Annotated in this window: 15 protein-coding genes and 1 pseudogene; 5 read left to right on the forward strand and 11 right to left on the reverse strand. The window is 63.8% G+C overall.

Going from position 1 to position 19,523, the window contains the following annotated elements; genetic code table 11:
- Positions 1–8: 8 nt before the first annotated feature.
- The 3 genes from nhaA to ACT3S2_RS09615 form a co-directional block, all read right to left on the reverse strand.
- Complete coding sequence (nhaA, locus tag ACT3S2_RS09605; protein WP_444561597.1) at positions 9–1,340, reverse strand: Na+/H+ antiporter NhaA; 1,332 nt, start codon at positions 1,338–1,340, stop codon at positions 9–11.
- Between the two features lie 73 nt (positions 1,341–1,413).
- Complete coding sequence (locus ACT3S2_RS09610; protein WP_444561598.1) at positions 1,414–1,875, reverse strand: VanZ family protein; 462 nt, start codon at positions 1,873–1,875, stop codon at positions 1,414–1,416.
- The gene (locus ACT3S2_RS09615; protein ID WP_444561599.1) at positions 1,854–2,354 is read right to left on the reverse strand and encodes a DUF2505 domain-containing protein; all 501 of its coding nucleotides are present in this window, start codon (positions 2,352–2,354) and stop codon (positions 1,854–1,856) included. The genes ACT3S2_RS09610 and ACT3S2_RS09615 overlap by 22 nt, the downstream gene beginning before the upstream one ends.
- Before the next feature lie 170 nt (positions 2,355–2,524).
- On the opposite strand from ACT3S2_RS09615, the gene mfd reads away from it, so the two are divergent.
- The gene (gene mfd, locus ACT3S2_RS09620; protein WP_444561600.1) at positions 2,525–6,124 is read left to right on the forward strand and encodes a transcription-repair coupling factor; all 3,600 of its coding nucleotides are present in this window, start codon (positions 2,525–2,527) and stop codon (positions 6,122–6,124) included.
- A gap of 95 nt (positions 6,125–6,219) precedes the next feature.
- Here the strand turns inward: mfd and ACT3S2_RS09625 are convergent, their stop codons facing one another.
- From ACT3S2_RS09625 to ACT3S2_RS09645, 5 genes are all read right to left on the reverse strand, one after another.
- Positions 6,220–6,615: a YtxH domain-containing protein gene (locus tag ACT3S2_RS09625; RefSeq protein WP_444561601.1), complete on the reverse strand. Its 396-nt coding sequence runs from the start codon at positions 6,613–6,615 to the stop codon at positions 6,220–6,222.
- Positions 6,616–6,771: 156 nt separating this feature from the next.
- The gene (locus tag ACT3S2_RS09630; RefSeq protein WP_444561602.1) at positions 6,772–7,032 is read right to left on the reverse strand and encodes a hypothetical protein; all 261 of its coding nucleotides are present in this window, start codon (positions 7,030–7,032) and stop codon (positions 6,772–6,774) included.
- Positions 7,033–7,082: 50 nt separating this feature from the next.
- Positions 7,083–7,769 (reverse strand): deoxyribose-phosphate aldolase, encoded by a 687-nt coding sequence (gene deoC, locus ACT3S2_RS09635; RefSeq protein WP_444555602.1) that lies wholly within the window; start codon positions 7,767–7,769, stop codon positions 7,083–7,085.
- Positions 7,770–7,802: 33 nt separating this feature from the next.
- Positions 7,803–9,557, reverse strand: coding sequence for a phospho-sugar mutase (locus tag ACT3S2_RS09640; protein ID WP_444561603.1), 1,755 nt, complete (start codon positions 9,555–9,557; stop codon positions 7,803–7,805).
- 45 nt (positions 9,558–9,602) lie between these two features.
- Complete coding sequence (locus ACT3S2_RS09645) at positions 9,603–10,412, reverse strand: purine-nucleoside phosphorylase (RefSeq protein ID WP_444561604.1); 810 nt, start codon at positions 10,410–10,412, stop codon at positions 9,603–9,605.
- An 84-nt stretch (positions 10,413–10,496) separates the two neighbouring features.
- Here ACT3S2_RS09645 and ACT3S2_RS09650 point away from each other — a divergent pair, with 84 nt between their 5' ends.
- Both ACT3S2_RS09650 and ACT3S2_RS09655 read left to right on the forward strand, forming a co-directional pair.
- Entirely contained in the window at positions 10,497–11,900 is a 1,404-nt protein-coding gene (locus ACT3S2_RS09650; RefSeq protein WP_444555599.1) for an NAD(P)H-quinone dehydrogenase, read from the forward strand.
- 161 nt (positions 11,901–12,061) lie between these two features.
- Entirely contained in the window at positions 12,062–13,450 is a 1,389-nt protein-coding gene (locus tag ACT3S2_RS09655) for an MFS transporter (RefSeq protein WP_444555598.1), read from the forward strand.
- A 68-nt stretch (positions 13,451–13,518) separates the two neighbouring features.
- Here the strand turns inward: ACT3S2_RS09655 and ACT3S2_RS09660 are convergent, their stop codons facing one another.
- Positions 13,519–15,285 (reverse strand): acetyl/propionyl/methylcrotonyl-CoA carboxylase subunit alpha, encoded by a 1,767-nt coding sequence (locus ACT3S2_RS09660; protein ID WP_444561605.1) that lies wholly within the window; start codon positions 15,283–15,285, stop codon positions 13,519–13,521.
- Between the two features lie 996 nt (positions 15,286–16,281).
- The gene (locus ACT3S2_RS09665; protein ID WP_444561606.1) at positions 16,282–16,938 is read right to left on the reverse strand and encodes a hypothetical protein; all 657 of its coding nucleotides are present in this window, start codon (positions 16,936–16,938) and stop codon (positions 16,282–16,284) included.
- Between the two features lie 361 nt (positions 16,939–17,299).
- On the opposite strand from ACT3S2_RS09665, the gene ACT3S2_RS09670 reads away from it, so the two are divergent.
- Together ACT3S2_RS09670 and lepB are read left to right on the forward strand one after the other, a co-directional pair.
- The gene (locus tag ACT3S2_RS09670) at positions 17,300–18,178 is read left to right on the forward strand and encodes a helix-turn-helix domain-containing protein (protein ID WP_444561607.1); all 879 of its coding nucleotides are present in this window, start codon (positions 17,300–17,302) and stop codon (positions 18,176–18,178) included.
- Between the two features lie 40 nt (positions 18,179–18,218).
- A complete protein-coding gene (gene lepB, locus ACT3S2_RS09675) occupies positions 18,219–18,929 on the forward strand; it encodes a signal peptidase I (protein ID WP_444561608.1) in 711 nt (236 codons plus the stop codon).
- Positions 18,930–19,048: 119 nt separating this feature from the next.
- Here the strand turns inward: lepB and ACT3S2_RS09680 are convergent.
- A pseudogene (locus ACT3S2_RS09680) lies at positions 19,049–19,523 on the reverse strand (hypothetical protein); the annotation flags it as partial.

Raw genomic sequence — 19,523 nt, forward strand, 5'->3', positions numbered from 1 at the left:
CCATCGGATCAATCGTGCTGGTAGATGTCCGGGATGCCGTCGGCATCATCGTCGCGCTGGGATTCCAGCTCCCACTTCTTGTACCGCCGGTTGCGTGGAATCAGCCAGGCAGCGCCGAGCACCGCGGCAAGCAACGACCCGATGAGGATGGCCACCTTGGCATGCTCATAGTGCGGGGACCCGAGCCCGAAGCTCAGCTCGGAAACCAGCAGGGACACGGTGAAGCCGATACCCGCCAGCAAGGTCACCCCCAGCAGGTCGACCCAACGTACCGCCGGGTCCAGATTGGCATGTCGGGTCTTGGTCAGCAGGAAGGTCGAACCCAGAATGCCGATCGGTTTGCCCAGAACCAGCCCGGCCACGATGCCCCAGACCACCGGGTCGGCCATCGCCTTGGTGATGCCTTCGACACCGCCGATGGCCACACCCGCCGAGAAGAACGCGAAGACAGGTACGCAAAAGCCAGAGGACAACGGGCGGAAGCGGTGCTCGAAGCGCTCGGCGACCCCCGTGCCCTCCCGGTGGTCGTGTCGGAGCACCGGGACCGAGAAGCCCAGCAGGACCCCGGCCACCGTGGCATGGACGCCCGACTCCAGGACAAAGGCCCACGTCACGATTCCCAGCGGCAGCAGGATGACCCATGCGGTCCAGGCCCGGGTCGCGAAGTACTTCTGGAACCGGTGGGAGATGACGAAGAACAAGGCCAACGGAATCAGAGCCAGACCCAGGAACATGAAATCAAGCGTGTCCGTGTAGACGATGGCGATGATCATGATGGCGATCAGATCGTCCACGACCGCCAACGTCAGCAGGAAGATCCGCAGGGGAGAGGGCAGACTGGAGCCGATCACGGCCAGGACGGCGACGGCGAAGGCGATGTCGGTGGCCGTGGGGATGGCCCAGCCATGCAGCGTCGAGCCGCCTTCGCTGATGTTGAGCGCCACGTAGATGAGCGCCGGAATGAGGACTCCACCGAAAGCTGCGGTCACCGGGACGATCGCCTTGCTGAAGTCGCGCAGGTCCCCGATGATGAATTCCTTCTTCAGCTCCAGGCCAACGAGGAAGAAGAACACCGCCAACAGACCGTCCGAAGCCCAATGCCCCAGACTCAAGTCGAGGTCGATCCACGGGACAGGAATGCTCAGGTGCAGATCGCGCAGGGCGAAGTAACTATCACTCCAGGGGGTGTTCGCCCAGATGATGGCGACGGCAGCGGCGACGATGAGTACAAGGCCACCGACGGTTTCCTTGCGCAGGATCGCGCCGATACGCTGCGATTCGCGGTAGCTGCCGAGGCCCAGAATCGTCCGGCGTGGAGGGGCGGGGTCGGGATTGGTCATAAGAGGTCCTCAGGTTTGAGTGGGCATGGTTATGTCAGTGCCGACCAGACTTCCCGGCTCACCATCATCGATCCTACCGCTCTGCGCGGTGTCGGACGCAAAAAATGACGAGTGCGGTCCCCCCGAATCCAAGCAAGGCACCTGCGGTATTGGCCACGATGTCGGCGGTGGATGCGAAGCGGGCCGGAAGGAAAACATATTGTGCGCTCTCCACCGCGGCGCTGGCCAGAAGACCCGAGAAGGGGATCATCCACCACCAGCGGCGAGCCAGCAGCAAGGTCCCCAGAACGCCCCAAGGCAAGAACATGATCACGTTGGCCAGCCACTCGATCAACCGGTAGTCCACCCACAGCGGAACCCCGGCAGCATGCCAGCTCTCCAACAGCCGGGGCAGAGCATTCTGGGCCGGACGGTCGACAGGGACCGGCCAGAAGACAATGAATGCCACTGCCAGCAGGTAGACTGTCGCCGTGACGGCCCAGACCACGGCACGTCGTCGCCGGCCCGTGGAGGCTACTTCTGCTGGTCCAGCCACGTGCGTGCTTCACTGGTCTGCAGGTTCAGGACCTTCGCCAGCATGGGTTCTGCGCTGGAGGCGATCTTTGAGCCCAAGAACGGAATCGACGAACTGACCTTGCCGTCCAATTCGACCGTGGTGCCCTCACTATCGGTGATGAGCTTCTGAACAGCGGTCACGGTGACGGGGGCCCCGGCGACCTCGATGTTGATGTCCGCGGTGCGGCTGCCATCAGCGGCCGGCGCGGACCAGTTCTCCCGTTGGGTGACCGACAAGGTGGCCCCGACGAATTTCTTGACCATATCCGGTAGCCGGTCGGTGGGTACGGTCCGGGTCGTGGTCATGATGAACGCCGCCTCAGTGGACCCGGAGACCGTGAAATCGTTCAAGGTGGCACCGGTGCGCTGACTGATGTGCTCGGCGAAGTCCTTGCGGGTGAAGACCCGCGTGAGAGCGTCGACGGGGTACGGCAGCGAGGTGGAAGCGTTCAGCGGCATGGCACTCCTGTGCTGTGGGATCGGCGTGGATGGCTCATCGCGCCGGCCCGGAGGCGTAGCGCGGTCTTGGCCCATGCTACGGGTATGGGGGTGAATCGCGGTAAGCTGACACTCTCCCCGGGATCCAGTATGGATTCCGGGCTTTTGTGCTGTTTCCCGGAAGGAACCCCATGGCCCTGACTGGCCTCCGTGCGGCTTTGGCCGCCGACCCCTCTTATGCGCGCGTGCGCACCTACGCGTCGAAGGGCTTCGACGATCGTAGTCAGGATCTGCAGGTTGCTGCCCCCGCGGGGCTGCGGGCGGCACTGGTGACCGAAATGGTTGATGGGCTTTCCACTGCGGGTGCGGGAATCGTCCTGGCGGTGACCGCCACCGGCCGGGAGGCCGAGGAGCTGACCGGGGCCTTGCGCGCCTATCTGCCGGACGGTGCCGTGGACGAGTTCCCGAGCTGGGAGACCCTCCCGCATGAGAGGTTGTCCCCGCGTTCGGACACGGTGGGACGGAGGCTGAATGTGATGCGCCGCCTCGCGCATCCCGACGGCAGTCTGAAAGTCGTTGTGGCCCCCATCCGTTCAGTGGTTCAGCCCCTGGTCAAGGGCCTGGGGGATTTGGCCCCGGTGCGTTTGGCCACGGGGCAGGAGCGCCCCTTCGACGAGGTCGTCCATGAATTGGCCGACGCAGCCTATGCCCGCGTGGACATGGTCACCCACCGGGGTGAGTTCGCCGTTCGCGGCGGTATCCTCGACGTCTTCCCGCCCACCGAGGACCACCCGATCCGCATCGATTTCTTCGGCGACGAGGTCGAGTCCATGCGATTGTTCGCCGTGGCCGACCAGCGCTCCTTCTCCAAGGCGGATAAATCAGAGGGGGGCATTGCCGATCCCACGGTCCTCTACGCGCCGCCGTGCCGTGAACTACTGATTACCCCAGCGGTGATGTCTCGTGCCGCCAAGTTGAAGACCGAGATGCCGGCAGCTGCCGACATGCTCGAAAAAATCGCCGGTGGTCTCGCCGTGGAGGGCATGGAATCGCTGGCGCCGGTCCTGGTCGACGCCATGGTCCCGTTCGTCAGCCAACTACCGGCCGATTCCGTGGCGGTGGTCATGGAACCCGAACGGGTGAGGACCCGCTCCCACGACCTCTCCGAGACCAATGCCGAATTCCTGGCCGCCGCGTGGTCCACCGCCTCCGACGGCGGGGCTGCCCCCGTGGACCTGCTCCAGACCCAGGGGCTGAGCGCTGCCCTGGATGCCGGGAACTTCTCGACCCTGGCCGATACCCGGTCCAACGCCGTGGCCTCACAGGTCAGCTGGTGGTCGATCACGTCGCTGACCCAGGACGAGGAAGTCGAACTGGATATCGACTCGCTCAATGTCCAGGCCCGTGAACCCCGCGGCTGCCAAGGGGACGTGGCCGAGATGATGGAGTTCATCGGCTCCCGGGTACGTGACAACTGGCGCGTGGTCGTGGCCACGGACGGGCCCGGCCCGGCCAGCCGCCTGGCCGAACTCTTCCACGATGCAGGGATTCCCTGCCACCGGGTGGACAGCGTGGACGACACCCCCACGGAGGGGCTGATCGAGATCACGACGGCGGTGGCCGGCCGGGGCTTCGTCTTCGATTCGCTCAAGCTGGGGTTGCTCACCGAGGCTGACCTGTTGGGCCGGTCCAGCTCCTATTCCACGAAGTCCACCCGCAAACTGGCCGCCCGCCGCCGTCATGCGATTGATCCGCTGCAATTGAGCGAAGGCGACTTCGTGGTGCACGAGCAGCACGGCATCGCCCGCTTCGTCGAGCTGATCCAGCGCAAGGTCGGCGGAACCTCGGGGTCGGTGCGCGAATACCTGGTGCTCGAATACGCCCCGTCCAAACGCGGGGCCCCGGGGGACAAACTGTTCGTGCCCACCGATCAGCTGGACCAGGTCACCCGCTATGTCGGTGGTGAGGCTCCGTCCCTGTCCAAGATGGGCGGCAGCGACTGGTCGAATACGAAGTCCAAGGCACGCCGTGCGGTCAAGGAGATTGCGGCGGACCTCATCCGTCTCTATTCAGCCCGCATGGCCTCCCGCGGCCACGCCTTCTCAACGGACACACCATGGCAGTCCGAGCTCGAGGAGGCCTTCCCCTTTATGGAGACACCGGATCAGCTGACCACGATCAACGAGGTCAAGGCCGATATGGAGCGGGAGATCCCGATGGACCGGCTGATCTCCGGCGACGTCGGGTTCGGCAAGACCGAGGTCGCGGTGCGCGCCGCGTTCAAGGCAGTGCAGGATGGCAAACAGGTTGTCGTGCTGGTACCCACGACACTGCTGGCCCGCCAGCATGTCGAGACGTTCGCCGACCGTTTCTCGGGCTTTCCCGTCCGGGTGGCTTCGCTATCGCGTTTCCAGACCCCCAAGGAGGCCAAGGATGCCGTGGAAGGGCTGAAGAACGGGTCGATCGACGTCGTCGTGGGCACGCACCGGCTGCTCTCCAAGGAAGTGCAGTTCAAGGACCTGGGTCTGGTGATCGTCGACGAGGAGCAGCGCTTCGGCGTCGAACATAAGGAGGCGCTGAAGCAGATGCGCACCAACGTCGACGTACTGGCCATGTCCGCGACGCCGATTCCGCGGACCCTGGAGATGTCGTTGACCGGCATCCGTGAGACCTCCACGCTGGCCACACCGCCGGAGGAACGGCACCCGGTGCTCACCTATGTCGGCCCGCACACCGATAAACAGGTCTCCGCGGCGATCCGGCGTGAACTCATGCGCGAAGGACAAGTGTTCTTCGTCCACAACCGGGTCTCCTCGATCGATTCGGTCGCTGCGAAGCTGCGTGAAATCGTTCCCGAGGCACGGGTAGAGGTCGCCCACGGCAAGATGAGCGAAGCCAAGCTTGAACAGATCATTGTGGACTTCTGGGACAGGAAATTCGATGTCCTGGTCTCCACCACGATCATCGAGACCGGCCTGGACATCTCCAATGCGAACACGCTGATCGTGGACCGGGCCAATAACTACGGACTGAGCCAACTGCACCAGCTGCGCGGCCGGGTCGGTCGCGGACGCGATCGGGCCTATGCCTATTTCCTGTGGAACGCCGAGAAGCCATTGGGTGAGGTGGCATTGGAACGGCTCAAGGCAGTGGCGGCACATAATGAGCTGGGTTCGGGCTTCCAACTGGCCATGAAGGACCTGGAAATCCGTGGTGCCGGCAACTTGCTCGGCGGTGAGCAGTCAGGGCACATTGCCGGGGTCGGGTTCGACCTCTATATCCGGCTGGTCGGCGAAGCCGTGGCTGACTTCAAGGGCGAAACCGAGGAGAAGGTGGCAGATATGAAGATCGAGCTGCCGGTCAACGCCCACCTGCCGCACGACTACGTACCGGGGGAGCGGCTGCGTCTGGAGGCCTACCGCAAGCTGGCCGGTGCCACCGACGCCGAAGGCATCGATGCCGTCGTCGCCGAGCTCACCGACCGGTACGGAGAACCGCCGGCAGCGGTGGTCAACCTGCTCGAGGTGGCCCGCTTCCGAGTCAGGGCGCGTGCTGCGGGACTGACGGATGTGGCGATGCAGGGCAACTTCATCAAGTTCGCCCCGGCCACCCTGCCCGAATCGAAACTGTTGCGCCTGAACCGCATGTACAGGGGGGCGCAGAACAAGCCCGCCCTGGATGCTGTGATGATCCCGAAACCCAAGACGGCTCCGGTCGGTGGGCGGGATCTGGCCGACGCCGAGATCCTCAAATGGGCGGGTCAGGTGTTGGAGGCCTTGTTCGAGGACTGAGCCGACGGAGCAAAAGCGAAGCCCGGCCGAACCGTGATGGTTCGACCGGGCCATGCCGTGCTCCGAGGCGATGCCCCGACGGCTGGGTGTTGCGCTTAGCTGACGGCGCTGGGGCCCGAGGGCGTAGCCCCGCCCTCGTCGGACCAGTCGCTGGTGGCATCGGCCGAGCCCAATGACGGATCGGAGATGTGGTCGCTGGTATGGGACGATGTGCCGGAGCCGGACTCGGAGGACTTGGCACGGTGCGAGGCGTTGGTCGCGGTTTCTTTGACCTTGCCCGCCACGTTCCCTGCAGCGGAAGCGGCAGCTGAGCCCACATCGGGGGCCTTGTCCTTGATGGTGGAGCCGACGTCGTTCAGCTTCTCCTGGGTGCGGGGGTCTTTCCACAGGTCCTGGGCCTTATCGCGGATCTGGTCATACCTCTCGCCGCCAGCGCGGGCACCCACGAGGTATCCCACCGCTGCTCCTGCCAGAAACGTAAAGATGCGCATTGCAATCCTCCTTAGCTCAAGCGTGGGATCCGGTATGGAACCCGATTCCCACACTAACGTGTTCGACGCCGCCGCGCAGCGCCCACGCTCACTGAAATGCCGAAGGTGCCCGCCGGAATACCGGCGGGCACCTTCTCTGGGTCGTGGGTCGTTGCGCTACTTCTTGACGACCTCGGCGGCGACGACGCGATCAGCCTGGTGCGAATCCGCACGTCCCAGGAGGTGCTGGGGGATGCCGAACGCCATGAAGGCCAGGGCGAAGCAGGCAATGCCCGGCAGCCAGGCGTTCTCCAACGTCCAGAAGCTCAATGAGTAGAGGGAGCCCAAGAAGAGGATGAAGAACACGGCGAAAGCCAAGAAGTTGCCTGCAAAGTTGCCATGGCCCGAGTAGGCCTTGCTCTTGCCATATGAGTACACGGTGATTCTCCTTGTTGTCCAGCGCCGGCTGGCGGTGGTGCGCGCTCGCGCTAGTAGCCGGCGGTTCCCTGCTCACCCTCTACAATAGCAACTCCTGAGCTGGCTCCAAGTCGCGTGGCTCCGGCGGCGATCATTGCTTGTGCATCGGCCAGGGAACGGACCCCTCCGGAGGCCTTCACGCCCAGCAGTTCGCCGACCGTGCGGCGCATCAATTCGATATCCGTCACGGTGGCCCCGCCGCCGGCGAAACCGGTGGAGGTCTTTACGAAATCGGCTCCCGCTTCGGCTGCCGCCTCACACGCCAGGACCTTCGCCTCGTCGTCGAGCAGGGAGGTTTCGATGATCACCTTCAGGATCGCACCGCCGTCGTGCACTGTGTGGGCGACGCCGCCGATATCGGCGACCAAGACGTCCCGATCCCCGCGGCGTGCTGCAGCAATGTCGATGACCATGTCGATTTCGCTGGCACCGTCGGCGATGGCGCCGGCGGCTTCGAAGGACTTCACTGCGGTGGTCGTCGCGCCGAAGGGGAAGCCGATGACCGAGCAGGTCAGGACGTTCGAACCCTTCAGCGCCTGGGCGACGGTGGTCACCCAGAGCGGGTTCACGCAGACGGATTTGAACCCGTATTCCGCGGCTTCTGCGGCGATCTTCAGCACGGCCTCGCGGGAGGCATCGGGCTTGAGCAACGTGTGGTCGATGTAGGCGGCGATGGTGGTGCCGGTGGGCTGGGGCATGTCTACCTCTCGGTGGCTTTCAGGTGGTGGGGGTTAGAGACCAAGGGTGGTGCCGGTGTCGGCGCGCACCGCGGAGAGTCGTTTCCTGGCCCGTTCGCGGGCCGCGGGCAGATCCTCGGCGGAAGTGACGGCTTCGATGACCTCGAGGTAGCACTTGAGCTTGGGTTCGGTGCCACTGGGGCGGACGATGACCCGGGTGTCGTCCCCGGTGGTGTAGAGCATGGCATCGGTGGGCGGTAGCCCGTCGGTGCCCGCGGCCAGATCGGTCACGGTCGTCACCGTGGAACCGGCCAACGACGCCGGGGATTGAGCACGTAGGCGTGCCATGAGCGCTTCGAGTTCCTCGAGTGAGGAAACCCGTACCGAGAGCTGGTCGGTTGCGTGCAAACCATGTTTCAAGGCCAACTCGTCGAGCTCGTCCAACAGGGTGCGTGAGGACGCCTTCAGGCGGGCCGCGAATTCGGCCAGCAGCAGTGCGGCTGACATGCCGTCCTTATCGCGCACGAGTTCGGGGGCGACGCAGTATCCCAGCGCCTCCTCGTAGCCGAAGGACAGACCGGGAACCCTCGAAATCCATTTGAAGCCGGTCAGCGTGGCCCCATAGGCGATGCCGGCGTCCGCCGCGATGCGCGAAAGCAGCCGGGAGGACACGATCGAATTCGCAAAGACCGATGCGGCCCCGGACGGCGCATTCCCCTGGGAGAGACGGCGGGCGACATGGATGCCGAGCAGGGCGCCGACCTCGTCACCGGAGAGCATCCGCCATCCGGTGGCCGGGTCGTTCACGGCTGCGGCGCAGCGATCGGCGTCCGGGTCGTTGGCGATGACCAGGTCGGCGTCGGCCTCCCGGGCGAGGTCCAGGGCCAGGTCGATGGCTCCGGGTTCCTCGGGGTTGGGGAAGGCGACCGTGGGAAAATCCGGGTCGGGCTCTGCTTGTTCGGCGACGAGCCGGACATCGGTGAAGCCTGTGGCAGTAAAGGCCCGGCTCATCGTGTCGCCCCCGACGCCGTGCATCGGGGTCAGCACGATCCGCAGGGCCGAACGGGTCGCCATCTCGGTCTCATCCGCCGGAACCAGGGGGGTGATCGCTTGAAGGTAGCGGGCCTGGACGTCGCCGGGTTCACCTGCGGAGGGCAGGATGGTCCAGCCGCCGTGGGCCAGTTCGATTCCCGGCAGTGGGCCGCTGGCGGCAATACGTTCGGCGATATCGACGTCCATGGGGGCGACGATCTGGGCGCCCTGGCCCGCATCGGTCACGGCCCGGCCGCCGAGGTAGACCTTATAGCCGTTGTCCTGCGGGGGGTTGTGGCTGGCAGTGACCATGACCCCTGCCTCGCACTCCAGCGCCAGAACGGCCCAGGCGAGCACCGGGGTGGGCAGCAGGGAAGGCATCAGGAACGTCTCGATGCCCGCGGCAGTGAAGATCGCTGCCGTCTCTTGGGCAAAGACGTCCGAGTTATAGCGGGCATCGAAACCCACCACGGCCCGCGGGGTGTAGGCTCCGGCAGCGATATCGAGCAAGTACCGGGCGACACCGGCCGCCGTATGCCGCACGACCACGCGGTTCATCCGGTTCGGCCCGGCTCCCAGGGCCGCCCGCAGGCCTGCCGTTCCGAAGGCCAAGGGCCCGGAAAACCTGTCAGCGAGTTCTTCGCGGGATCCGGCGTCGTCCTTCGCCGCGGCAACCAGTGCCGTGAGCTCGGCGGCGGTGGCCGGGTCAGGGTCTTCGGCGGCCCAGGCTTCGGCGCGAGCCAAAAGAACGTTGGACTGTGCGGATGCGGGGTTCACGGGACTCCTCGGGATCGGGCGTGTGCTGCTGGCGGTACGGTCGGCTCAGATGCGTCCGACGATATCGGCGAGCAACTTCGAGATACGCGGTCCGGCGGTCTGGCCCGCCTCGATGACTTCGGTATGGCTCAGCGGGACGGGGCTGATGCCGGCGGCGAGGTTGGTCACCAGCGAGAGACCGAAGACCTCCATGCCGGTGTGGCGGGCAGCGATGGCTTCCAGGGCGGTGGACATGCCGACCAGGTCCGCGCCAATGCGCTTTGCGTACTGCACTTCGGCAGGGGTCTCGTAGTGCGGGCCCGTGAACTGGGCGTAGACGCCCTCGTTCAGGCTCGGGTCGACCTCGTGGGCGATCGCGCGCAGACGCGAGGAATACAGATCGGTGAGGTCAACGAAGGTGGCGCCTTCGAGCGGTGAAGCCGCGGTGAGGTTGATGTGGTCGCTGATCAGTACCGGCGTCCCCGGGGTCCAGGCCTCGTTGAGGCCGCCGCAACCGTTGGTCAACACCAGGGTGGTGCAGCCGGCGGCAGCGGCGGTGCGGACTCCGTGGACGACCGAACGCACGCCCTTGCCTTCGTAGTAGTGGGTGCGGGCGCCGAGCACCAGGACCCGCTTCCCGGCAGGGGTCACCACGGAGCGGATGGACCCGGTATGGCCGATGACGGCGGGGGAGTGGAACCCCGGAAGGGTCGCCGCGTCCAGGGTGTGGGTGGTCTCCCCGATCAGCTCGGCGGCCTCCCCCCAACCGGAGCCCAGGACCAGGGCGATGTCGTGGGCTGCCACGCCGGTCTGCTCGGCAATGGCGGCAGCGGCTTCGTCGGCTAAATGGAAGGGGTCTTCGTTGAAATCGTTCACCCCACCAATCTACCGTTGGATGCCCCGATGCCGGTACAGGGGTGTGTGTGCAAGTTGCTCGTTGGTAGTGGAGAATGGGCTGGCGTGAGCGTAGAACAGAGCAAAACTTCCCAGCGGTTGATCATCCTTGGCGGCGGACCGGGCGGCTATGAGGCAGCCATCGTGGCTGCCCAACTCGGAGCCGAGGTGACCATCGTCGAGCGTGGCGGCATGGGTGGTTCGGCCGTCCTGACCGACGTCGTTCCCTCCAAGACCCTGATTGCCACCGCCGATGCCATGCGCCGTGTCAGCGGTGCCGGTTCCTTCGGCGTCACCGTCGAGGGTAAGGCCGATGCCAGCGCCGACCTGCCTGTGGTGAACGCCCGACTCATGGAGCTGGCCCACGACCAGTCGAGGGACATCCGCATCGGCCTCGAACGCGCCGGAGTTCGGGTTGTCCTCGGCGAAGGGCGCCTGCTGGACAACCGCACCATCGCCGTCGCTCGCAATGACGGTGGTGAGGAGACGGTGGAGGCAGATGCCATCCTGCTCGCCTTGGGTGCCCACCCCCGCGAATTGCCGACCGCCATGCCCGACGGCGAACGCATCTTCAACTGGACCCAGGTCTACAACCTCAAGGAACTGCCCGAACATCTGATCGTCGTCGGATCCGGCGTGACCGGTGCCGAGTTCGCCTCGGCCTACAGCCTGCTGGGAAGCCGGGTGACCCTGGTGTCATCGCGTGAACGCGTGCTGCCCGGCGAGGACGCGGATGCTGCCGCGGTACTCGAGGAAGCGTTCCAGGCCCACGGCTTGGAAGTGGCGGCCAAGTCGCGTGCCGAGGCCGTGGACCGGACCGCCGATGGTGTCCAAGTCACTCTCAACGATGGGAGGGTCCTGGAAGGCAGCCACTGCCTGGTGGCCGTGGGCGGCATCCCGAACACCGCGGACATCGGTTTGGAAGAGGCAGGCATCGAAGTGAGCGACTCCGGCCATATCCAGGTCGACGGTGTCTCACGCACCACGGCGCCCAATGTCTATGCCGCCGGCGACTGCACCGGTGTCTTCCCCTTGGCCTCCGTGGCGGCCATGCAGGGCCGCATCGCCATTGCCCACCTGATGGGTGACGGCGTCCGGCCGCTGAAGACCCACGAGGTCTCCTCCAACATCTTCACCAGCCCCGAAATCGCCACCGTCGGCGTGACCGAAGCCCAGGTGAACGAGGATAAATACCAGGGCGACATCATCAAGCTCGACTTGGCCACCAACGCCCGGGCAAAGATGATGAACGTCAAGGAAGGCTTCGTGAAGATCATCGCCCGCCGCGGTTCCGGCACGGTGATCGGCGGCGTCGTGGTCGCCCCGCGCGCCTCCGAGCTGATCTACCCGATCGCTTTGGCCGTGCAGAACCGGTTGCATGTGGACGACATGGCCCAGACCTTCACGGTGTACCCATCACTATCGGGTTCCGTATCCGAAGCCGCGCGACGGCTGCATAAACACCTGTAGGCGGCCGGTCCAAGCCACCGTGACAACACGGCGGTGGTGGGACACGTGAGAGGTCAAGGTGTCCACTATGTGGACACTTCGACCGGTATCTGGTCAAAAGTTCTAGGATTGCCCAAGAATATTGATCATCTCGCACCAAAGGGGTCACTACAGTGTCCAGTATGCCCACCACCGCCACTCCGGAAGCGAATACGCGAGGGCGCGTGATCTTCTCGAGCATGATCGGCACCACGGTCGAGTTCTACGACTTCTATGCCTATGCGACGGCTTCCGTCCTCGTGTTCCCGGCCTTGTTCTTCCCCAATGCCACCAACATCAACGCCATCCTGAGTTCGTTCGCGATCTTCGGCGTCGCCTTCCTCGCCCGCCCGCTCGGTTCGGTGCTCTTCGGCCACTTCGGTGACAAGGTCGGACGCAAGGGAACCCTGGTGGCCTCGCTGATGACCATGGGCATCGCGACGTTCTTCATCGGCTTCCTGCCCGAGGCCAGCGGTGGCTTCGTGGTGTTGGCCCCCGTGCTGCTGGTCCTGCTGCGGTTCGCCCAGGGGCTGGCCTTGGGCGGTGAGTGGTCCGGTGCTGCGTTGCTGGCCACCGAGAACGCCCCGCCTAATAAGCGCGCCATCTACGGCACGTTCCCGCAACTGGGTGCACCGATCGGGTTCATCATCGCCAACCTGGTCTTCGTTGGGCTGCAGCTGGGGCTCTCCCCCGAGCAGTTCCAGGCCTGGGGCTGGAGGGTGCCCTTCATCCTCTCCGCGGTGCTCGTCGGCGTCGGGATCTATGTGCGGTTGAAGCTGGTGGAATCGGTGTCCTTCCAGAATGTCGTGAGCCAGAAGAAGGTCATGAAGTCCCCGGTCAAGCAGACCTTCAAATACCACTGGCGCCCGGTCCTGGCCGGAACGATCATCATGTTCGCCACCTACGTGCTGTTCTACCTGATGACCTCCTTCACGCTGACCTACGGCACCTCGGCGGCAACGGTCGACCAGGCGCGCGCCGCGGCCGAGGCCAAGGGCAAGGTGTTCGACGCCGCAGCAGAGGCCGCCTTCGTGCCGGGCCTGGGCGTTCCGCGGACCGAGTTCCTGTGGATGTTGATCATCGGCATGGTGTTCTTCGGCATCTTCATCCTCATTTCCGGGCCGTTGGCCGAGAAATTCGGGCGGCGCCGGTTCCTACTGGGTGTTTCGCTGCTGATCCTTCTCTTCGGTGCCTCCTGGACGCTGTTCTTCGGTCCCGGAACCGCGGCGGCCATGGTCGGGCTGATCATCGGGCTGTCGCTGATGGGGCTGACCTTCGGGCCGATGGCCGCCTATCTGCCCGAACTCTTCCCGGCCAACGTGCGCTATACCGGCTCGGCCGTGGCCTACAACCTGTCCTCGGTGATCGGTGCTGCTCCGGCATCCTTCGTGGCGATCGCCTTGTGGCAGGCCGGCGGCGGTGACACCGTCTGGGTGGGCGTCTACCTGGCCGCTTCCGCGGCACTGACGATGGTGGCCTTGCTGATGACCGGTGAGACCAAGGATCTGGACTTCGAAAACAACGTCGCCTGATTGCTCCTGAAATGACGGAAGGCCTGCCACCCCGAGGGTGGCAGGCCTTCCGTCGTTGGCCGGGTCGGTCAGGCCAGAATGCTGGCGAGGACCGCTCCGGCGGACACCGTGTCCCCGGCGGTGGCGGTTAGGCCCTTGATGGTCCCTGCGCGGTGGGCGGTGAGCGGCTGTTCCATCTTCATCGCCTCCAGCACGACGACGAGGTCACCTTCGGAAACGGTGTCACCATCTGCCACGGCGACCTTGACGATGGTTCCCTGCATCGGTGAGGTCAAACTGTCACCGGTGGTGGCACTGCCCGAACCGCTCCGGTTGGTACGTTTGCGCTTGGACTTGCCATTGGTCTTCCCGGCGCCGGAGGAGCTGCCGAGCCCGGCAGGCAAGACGACTTCGAGGCGTTTGCCCCCGACTTCCACGGTGACCCTCTGGCGTTCATCCGATGTTTCCGCAGTGGCACCTGAAGGGCTCCACGGTTCGATGGTGTTCTCGAACTCCGTCTCGATCCAGCGGGTGTGGACCGTGAAGGGACCATCGGTGGGCACGAACGCCGGATCGGCCATGACGGCGCGGTGGAACGGGATCACCGTGGGCATGCCCTCGATGACCGTTTCGTCCAGGGCGCGACGGGCCCGGCCAGCGGCTGCGTTGCGCGTGGCACCGGTCACGATGAGCTTGGCGATCATCGAATCGAAATTCCCCGAAACGGTTTCGCCTTGTTCCACGCCCGAATCCACGCGGACGCCCGGCCCAGAGGGCAGACGGAGCGTGGAGATGGTCCCGGGGGCGGGCATGAACCCGCGACCGGCGTCCTCGCCGTTGATGCGGAATTCGAAGGAGTGGCCGCGCAGCTGAGGATCGGTGTATCCGAGCTCCTCCCCGCGGGCCAGGCGGAACTGTTCCCGCACCAGGTCGATGCCCGAGACCTCCTCGGAGACGGTGTGCTCCACCTGCAGACGGGTGTTCACCTCCAGGAACGAGATGATTCCGTCGGTGCCGATCAGGAACTCGCAGGTGCCGGCCCCGACGTAGTTGGCCTCCCGGAGGATCGCCTTGGAGGATTCGTAGAGGCTACGGGTCTGCTCCTCGCTCAGGAAGGGAGCCGGAGCCTCTTCAACGAGCTTCTGGTTCCGGCGCTGCAGGGAGCAATCGCGAGTGGAGACGACCACGACGTTGCCGTGGGAGTCAGCCAGGCACTGGGTTTCGACATGCCGGGGCGCATCCAGGAAACGTTCGATGAAGCATTCGCCCCGGCCGAAGGCGGCGGTGGCCTCGCGGACAGCCGACTCATACATCTCGGGGATCTCATCACGGTGGCGGACCACCTTGATGCCTCGTCCGCCGCCACCGTAGGCGGCCTTGATGGCCAATGGCAGACCGTGCTGGTCGGCGAATTCCAGCACTTCCTGCGTCGATCTGACCGGCTCTTTGGTACCAGGGACCAGAGGGGCGCCGACTTTGGTGGCGATATGCCGGGCCTGCACCTTATCGCCCAGTTGGGCAATGGCTTCGGGGGAGGGGCCGATCCAGGTCAGCCCGGCGTCGATGACGCGCTGGGCGAATTCGGCGTTTTCCGAGAGGAAGCCGTAGCCAGGATGCACGGCGTCGGCACCGGAGACACGGGCGGCCTCCAGCACCTTGTCCATCACCAGGTATGAGTCGGCGGCACTCTGGCCGCCGAGGGCGAAGGCCTCGTCGGCGAGCCGGACGTGCAGCGCCTCGCGGTCTGGTTCGGCGTAGACGGCGACGGACGCGATGCCCTCGTCGCGGGCCGCGCGGATGACTCGGACGGCGATCTCGCCACGGTTGGCGATGAGGACCTTGGTCAGCTGGGGCATGGCGGGTGGAACTCCTTAAACTTTGCTGTTTGGAGCCTACCTGCGCTTGTTGGTTATCCACGTAATCCCACGCCATGCTCCGGAGAGTCGCCGTCGATTTTTGTAGGTGTCCTACAAACCAAGGGCCGGTTGGGGGCGACCTTCCCCATGCTTGATGACGAATCAAAAGGCAGCCCTCGAAGTTGGTGGTCTTTTCGGAAGCCACATCGCGCGCGTGCAGTGAGGCTTGGCCGCCAGTTTTCCGATCCATCATTTGGTTCGCCGAGAGCCACCTTGCGGCACTGCCTTACTCCTTCCTCCGCGTTCTGGAACCCTGGCGGTCTGCGCCGGTGGTCTGGCGGGGGTATCCGGCTCTGGCCCGGCCGAAGCCCGGCACCGAAGTCTCCCGGCATCGGGCGATGACCTCTGCACGGCAGGGGGCCCGTCACCAGCCCAAACGCAAGATCACCGATCCAGACTCGCGGGTCATAGAGGACAGTTGAAGGTTCCCAAGAGGACTGCCATGCCGGCCAAGCCGTGGTTGATGCCCGCCATCAGGCCATCGTGCAACCTGTTTTCGGGCCGCTATTCACCCGGCAAGGCAATCACGTGTCGCCGCGCTGGTGGGGGAAGACGCTAGGGGAGGAGGAGTTGATGGCCGGGTGTCATAATTTGCCCAAGCTCTGTACCGCAGCCAAACGTTCCAAAGGGTTCGGGCCCCAGCCTCATGGCCGGGGCCCGGATACCCTCCCAGCGCTTGGGAACAGCCGATCGGCGTTTCGTGCAGGATAAATCACAAGATCCGCGAGCTTCCGACCGGATAAAGGGAACGCCTCCGGCCGCAAGGTTCAACGCCGACAGTTGGTCAAAAGGCAACCGATCGTGGACCTAGGTGGAGCGGAACTTCGTGAAAACAGTCTTCGGCTGGCCAACCCCCAAGTAGGCGAGTCTGACCAAAATCGGGAAGAGGGAGACAGCTGCGTAGATGGCTCCCTCTTCCAGGTCTTTGTCCGGGCCTTAGAGGATACCGGCGCCAACAGGCACGCGAACATTGGAGGTGGCGGTGAAGGTCTTCCCATCGATGATCATCGTGATGGTCACGGGGAAGCGGGCGAGGATCGAGACACTGACCCCCGTGGACGAGCCAGCCAGGCCGAATTCAATCGGGAAGACGAGTTGTCCGTTTGAGGCCACGGAGATGTTCTGTGACGTCGTGAAGGTCGTCAACGGGAAACCGTACCGAACGCCGAGTGCTTTCTGATATACGGCCGTTCGTTGCCCGTCCGTGGAGTCCACGCCGTTGTAGGATGCTACTCCAAAGCCTCGGGCCCTGCCGAGGGGGATATTTATCCCCGCTGGCCTTCCTACGGTCACTGTGATGGCCGCCAGGCCCTCGAGAGCGCCGGGACCGTTAGTCAGGGTGAGTTCCGTGGGGACGGTGACCAAAGCTTGCGCATTCACGACTCCGCCGCCACCGAGAACGCGCAAAGCAAGGAGACCTGTTTCAGTGTCTGTGAATGCGAGTGAGGCGTTATTCACTGAAGCTGCAGCCAGCGGAGCGGCCATGGCCGCTGCGACTACCGGGATCGACCAGGCAGCTCCCTTGACGATTGTTCGGCGTGCCGTGTGTTGACTGCCCTTGGTGATGGCGCTGTCCGTCTCGTGAGTTGACAAGTCAATGTCCTCCTAGTTCAAAATTCGGTTGATGCGCCGACAAGTTCGACGGCACCAGAACAGCAAACATGCTTCTGGTGATGAGAGACACGCATAAAAGCGCTTGTGGCGCATAAACACCCATAGATGGCGCGAAACCGCTAGTTGTCAGCAAGGAGACTAGTCAAAGGGCGGCGTATCCGACGTGGTTCCCAGTTTGTCGCCCTCGTGCTCTAATCGTAGGAATGGTTCGATACGCGCAGTCACGAGATGATGGAGCGCACAAAGAGCAGGGGGACGAGCGATCGCGAAATCAGGACTTTCCAGCCGGTTTGTAGCTACCTTCAACGCGAGCCATGCGACCGTTGGCGGTGAAGTCGTTGTGCTGAACGACAACAATCGGCTGGGGGTTCTACCACGAGCAGATCCCACCTGGGGAATGACCGCCGAGGTGCTCCGTGTCGGAACCTCGACGGCCTTTTATGCGATGGTCCGCGCCGGAACCATTCGTTTCGAAGTCCCTAGCAGCCCCAGCGACGTGACAGTATTTTTCGTCGACAGAGGCAAGGCAACGGTCGAAATGGGGCCAGGAGAACGCATCGAACTCAACGAACGGGCGGTATTTTTCTACCGTTCGGGAGTCGGTGGTACAGCATCCTGTCCCGTCGAGAGCGCATTTATCGGCATCAGGGTTCCAGAAGATGTCTTGGCTGAAATGGGGGCGCAACCCGGTACGGACTACGGATCGCTGAATACTTCCGAATTCCTCTCCAAGCCGGCGGCGAACTTCCTGAAAACAATCGCCTGGAACGATTCGTCGCCGACAGCCTTGTCCGGATACTTCGTTGAACGAATGGTGCAGGAAATTGTCGGATCGCTTTTTCTTTCGCACGTCGGCTTGGACAATGAATCCGTTCCGAGCCAAACGCATCTCTATCAACGGGCTATTTCGATCATGACCGCGAAACGGGACGATCCGAGATGCAACCCGGGTACCGTGGCGCGGGATCTGAACGTCTCCATCAGGAAACTCCAGCGGGAATTCACTGTCCGAAACGATTCGCCAGCCGGACGGATCCGCAATCTCAGGGTCGAACTGGCCGTGCAGCTCTTGCAGAATAGCGCCTACGATGCTCTCTCGGTCGATCAGATCGCCAAACACTCAGGCTTCGCATCAGCGCGTCAACTCCGCACGTCTCTGGCGGCGGCCGGGCATCTGGCACCCAGGAATGTCCGCGAAAATTCGTACGGAAGGCTGTAGGCGTTGGTTGCCGACAGCGCTGTCTGCCTAGGATGTTCCAGTGACTAACAGCAAAAGGCAGAAAGAGAAGAAACTTCCCTTGACGCTCACGTTCATTCTGAATTTCGGGGCTGCCCTGTTGGTCCTGGTCCTGGTCCAGTTGTTCGTAGCGAAGATCTATCAGGTCCCCTCTGAGTCCATGGAGCAAACGCTCGAAGTCGGGGATAGGATCGTGGCCAACAGGATCGGCCTGCACTTTTCGGCACCGGAGAACGGCGACATCGTGGTTTTCAGCGAGCCAGGGGACTGGAACGACGCGAGCTCGGTCGAGAAGCCCTCGGCGTTGAAGAGCGTCGTCAGGGGAATCGGAGACGTGACAGGGGTTGGTCCGTCCAATACCCACTACCTGGTGAAGCGCATTATCGGCTCACCACTGGATACCGTTGAATGTTGCACCGTTGAGGGCAGCCTCCTGAGAAATGGCGAGCCAGTGGAAGAGCCCTATCTCTTCGAGGATTTCGAGTTCGTTTCCGGAAGTATCGACTGTACTGACGCAGCACGGTCTCCGAGGTGTTTTGGGCCAGTGAAAGTGCCGGAAGGGCACTATCTGGTGATGGGTGATCATCGGAGTAGGTCTGCTGACAGCGTTGCGGACTGCCGGATGCTGCCCTCGGGAGAGGGTAGCGAGTGCGCAAAATTCGTCCCGGAGGCGGATGTCGTCGGTGAAGTAGCAGCAGTGATTTGGCCATTTGGAAACCTAGGGGCCCCCTAGCCGCACGTCGTCGACGAGGCGGCGTCCCCATGGGGCGAGGCATCCGAAGATCAGCTCTTCAGGAACTTGTGCCGACGCCTACTGTCCGGGATCGATGCGGGCCAAGGGTGCCTCCGGCATCAACTGGTGCAGGACACTGATTCTTCCACGAGACCGCGACCTTCTAGATTCTCGAGGGTGGCCTCGACGATGAGACGCGCCTCGGGGTGTGGGCCGAATGCGAGGATCAAAGCGTCAGTTAATGATTCTGTGCTGGTCCACTTGGCTAGCGATTCCCAGATCATGGGACCTAGTCCGTCGAGGACGGTGAATTCCTGCCCCTTCAACAGGGCCACGGAGCCATCAATCATCAACGCATCATCGACACGGACTCGACGGTATCGCCCCGGCGCAGGAGGCACACTCTCGTCACGCTCCAACGGAAGTTCATGCCATGAGCCGTCATCTGGACCGTGGGCGGGTTGCGGTGATTCCAGATCTTTGACTAGCAGAGGAATGAGCTGCTCGGCCTCGGTGTACCTCACCGCCTGGACGCCTCCCAATGAATCCACGAGTGTGCAGAGAGCAGCCAAGCCCCGGGGAAGTTGCGCTAGT

This window comes from Arthrobacter sp. AOP36-A1-22 (assembly GCF_052377615.1).
GTDB lineage: Bacteria > Actinomycetota > Actinomycetes > Actinomycetales > Micrococcaceae > Arthrobacter_H.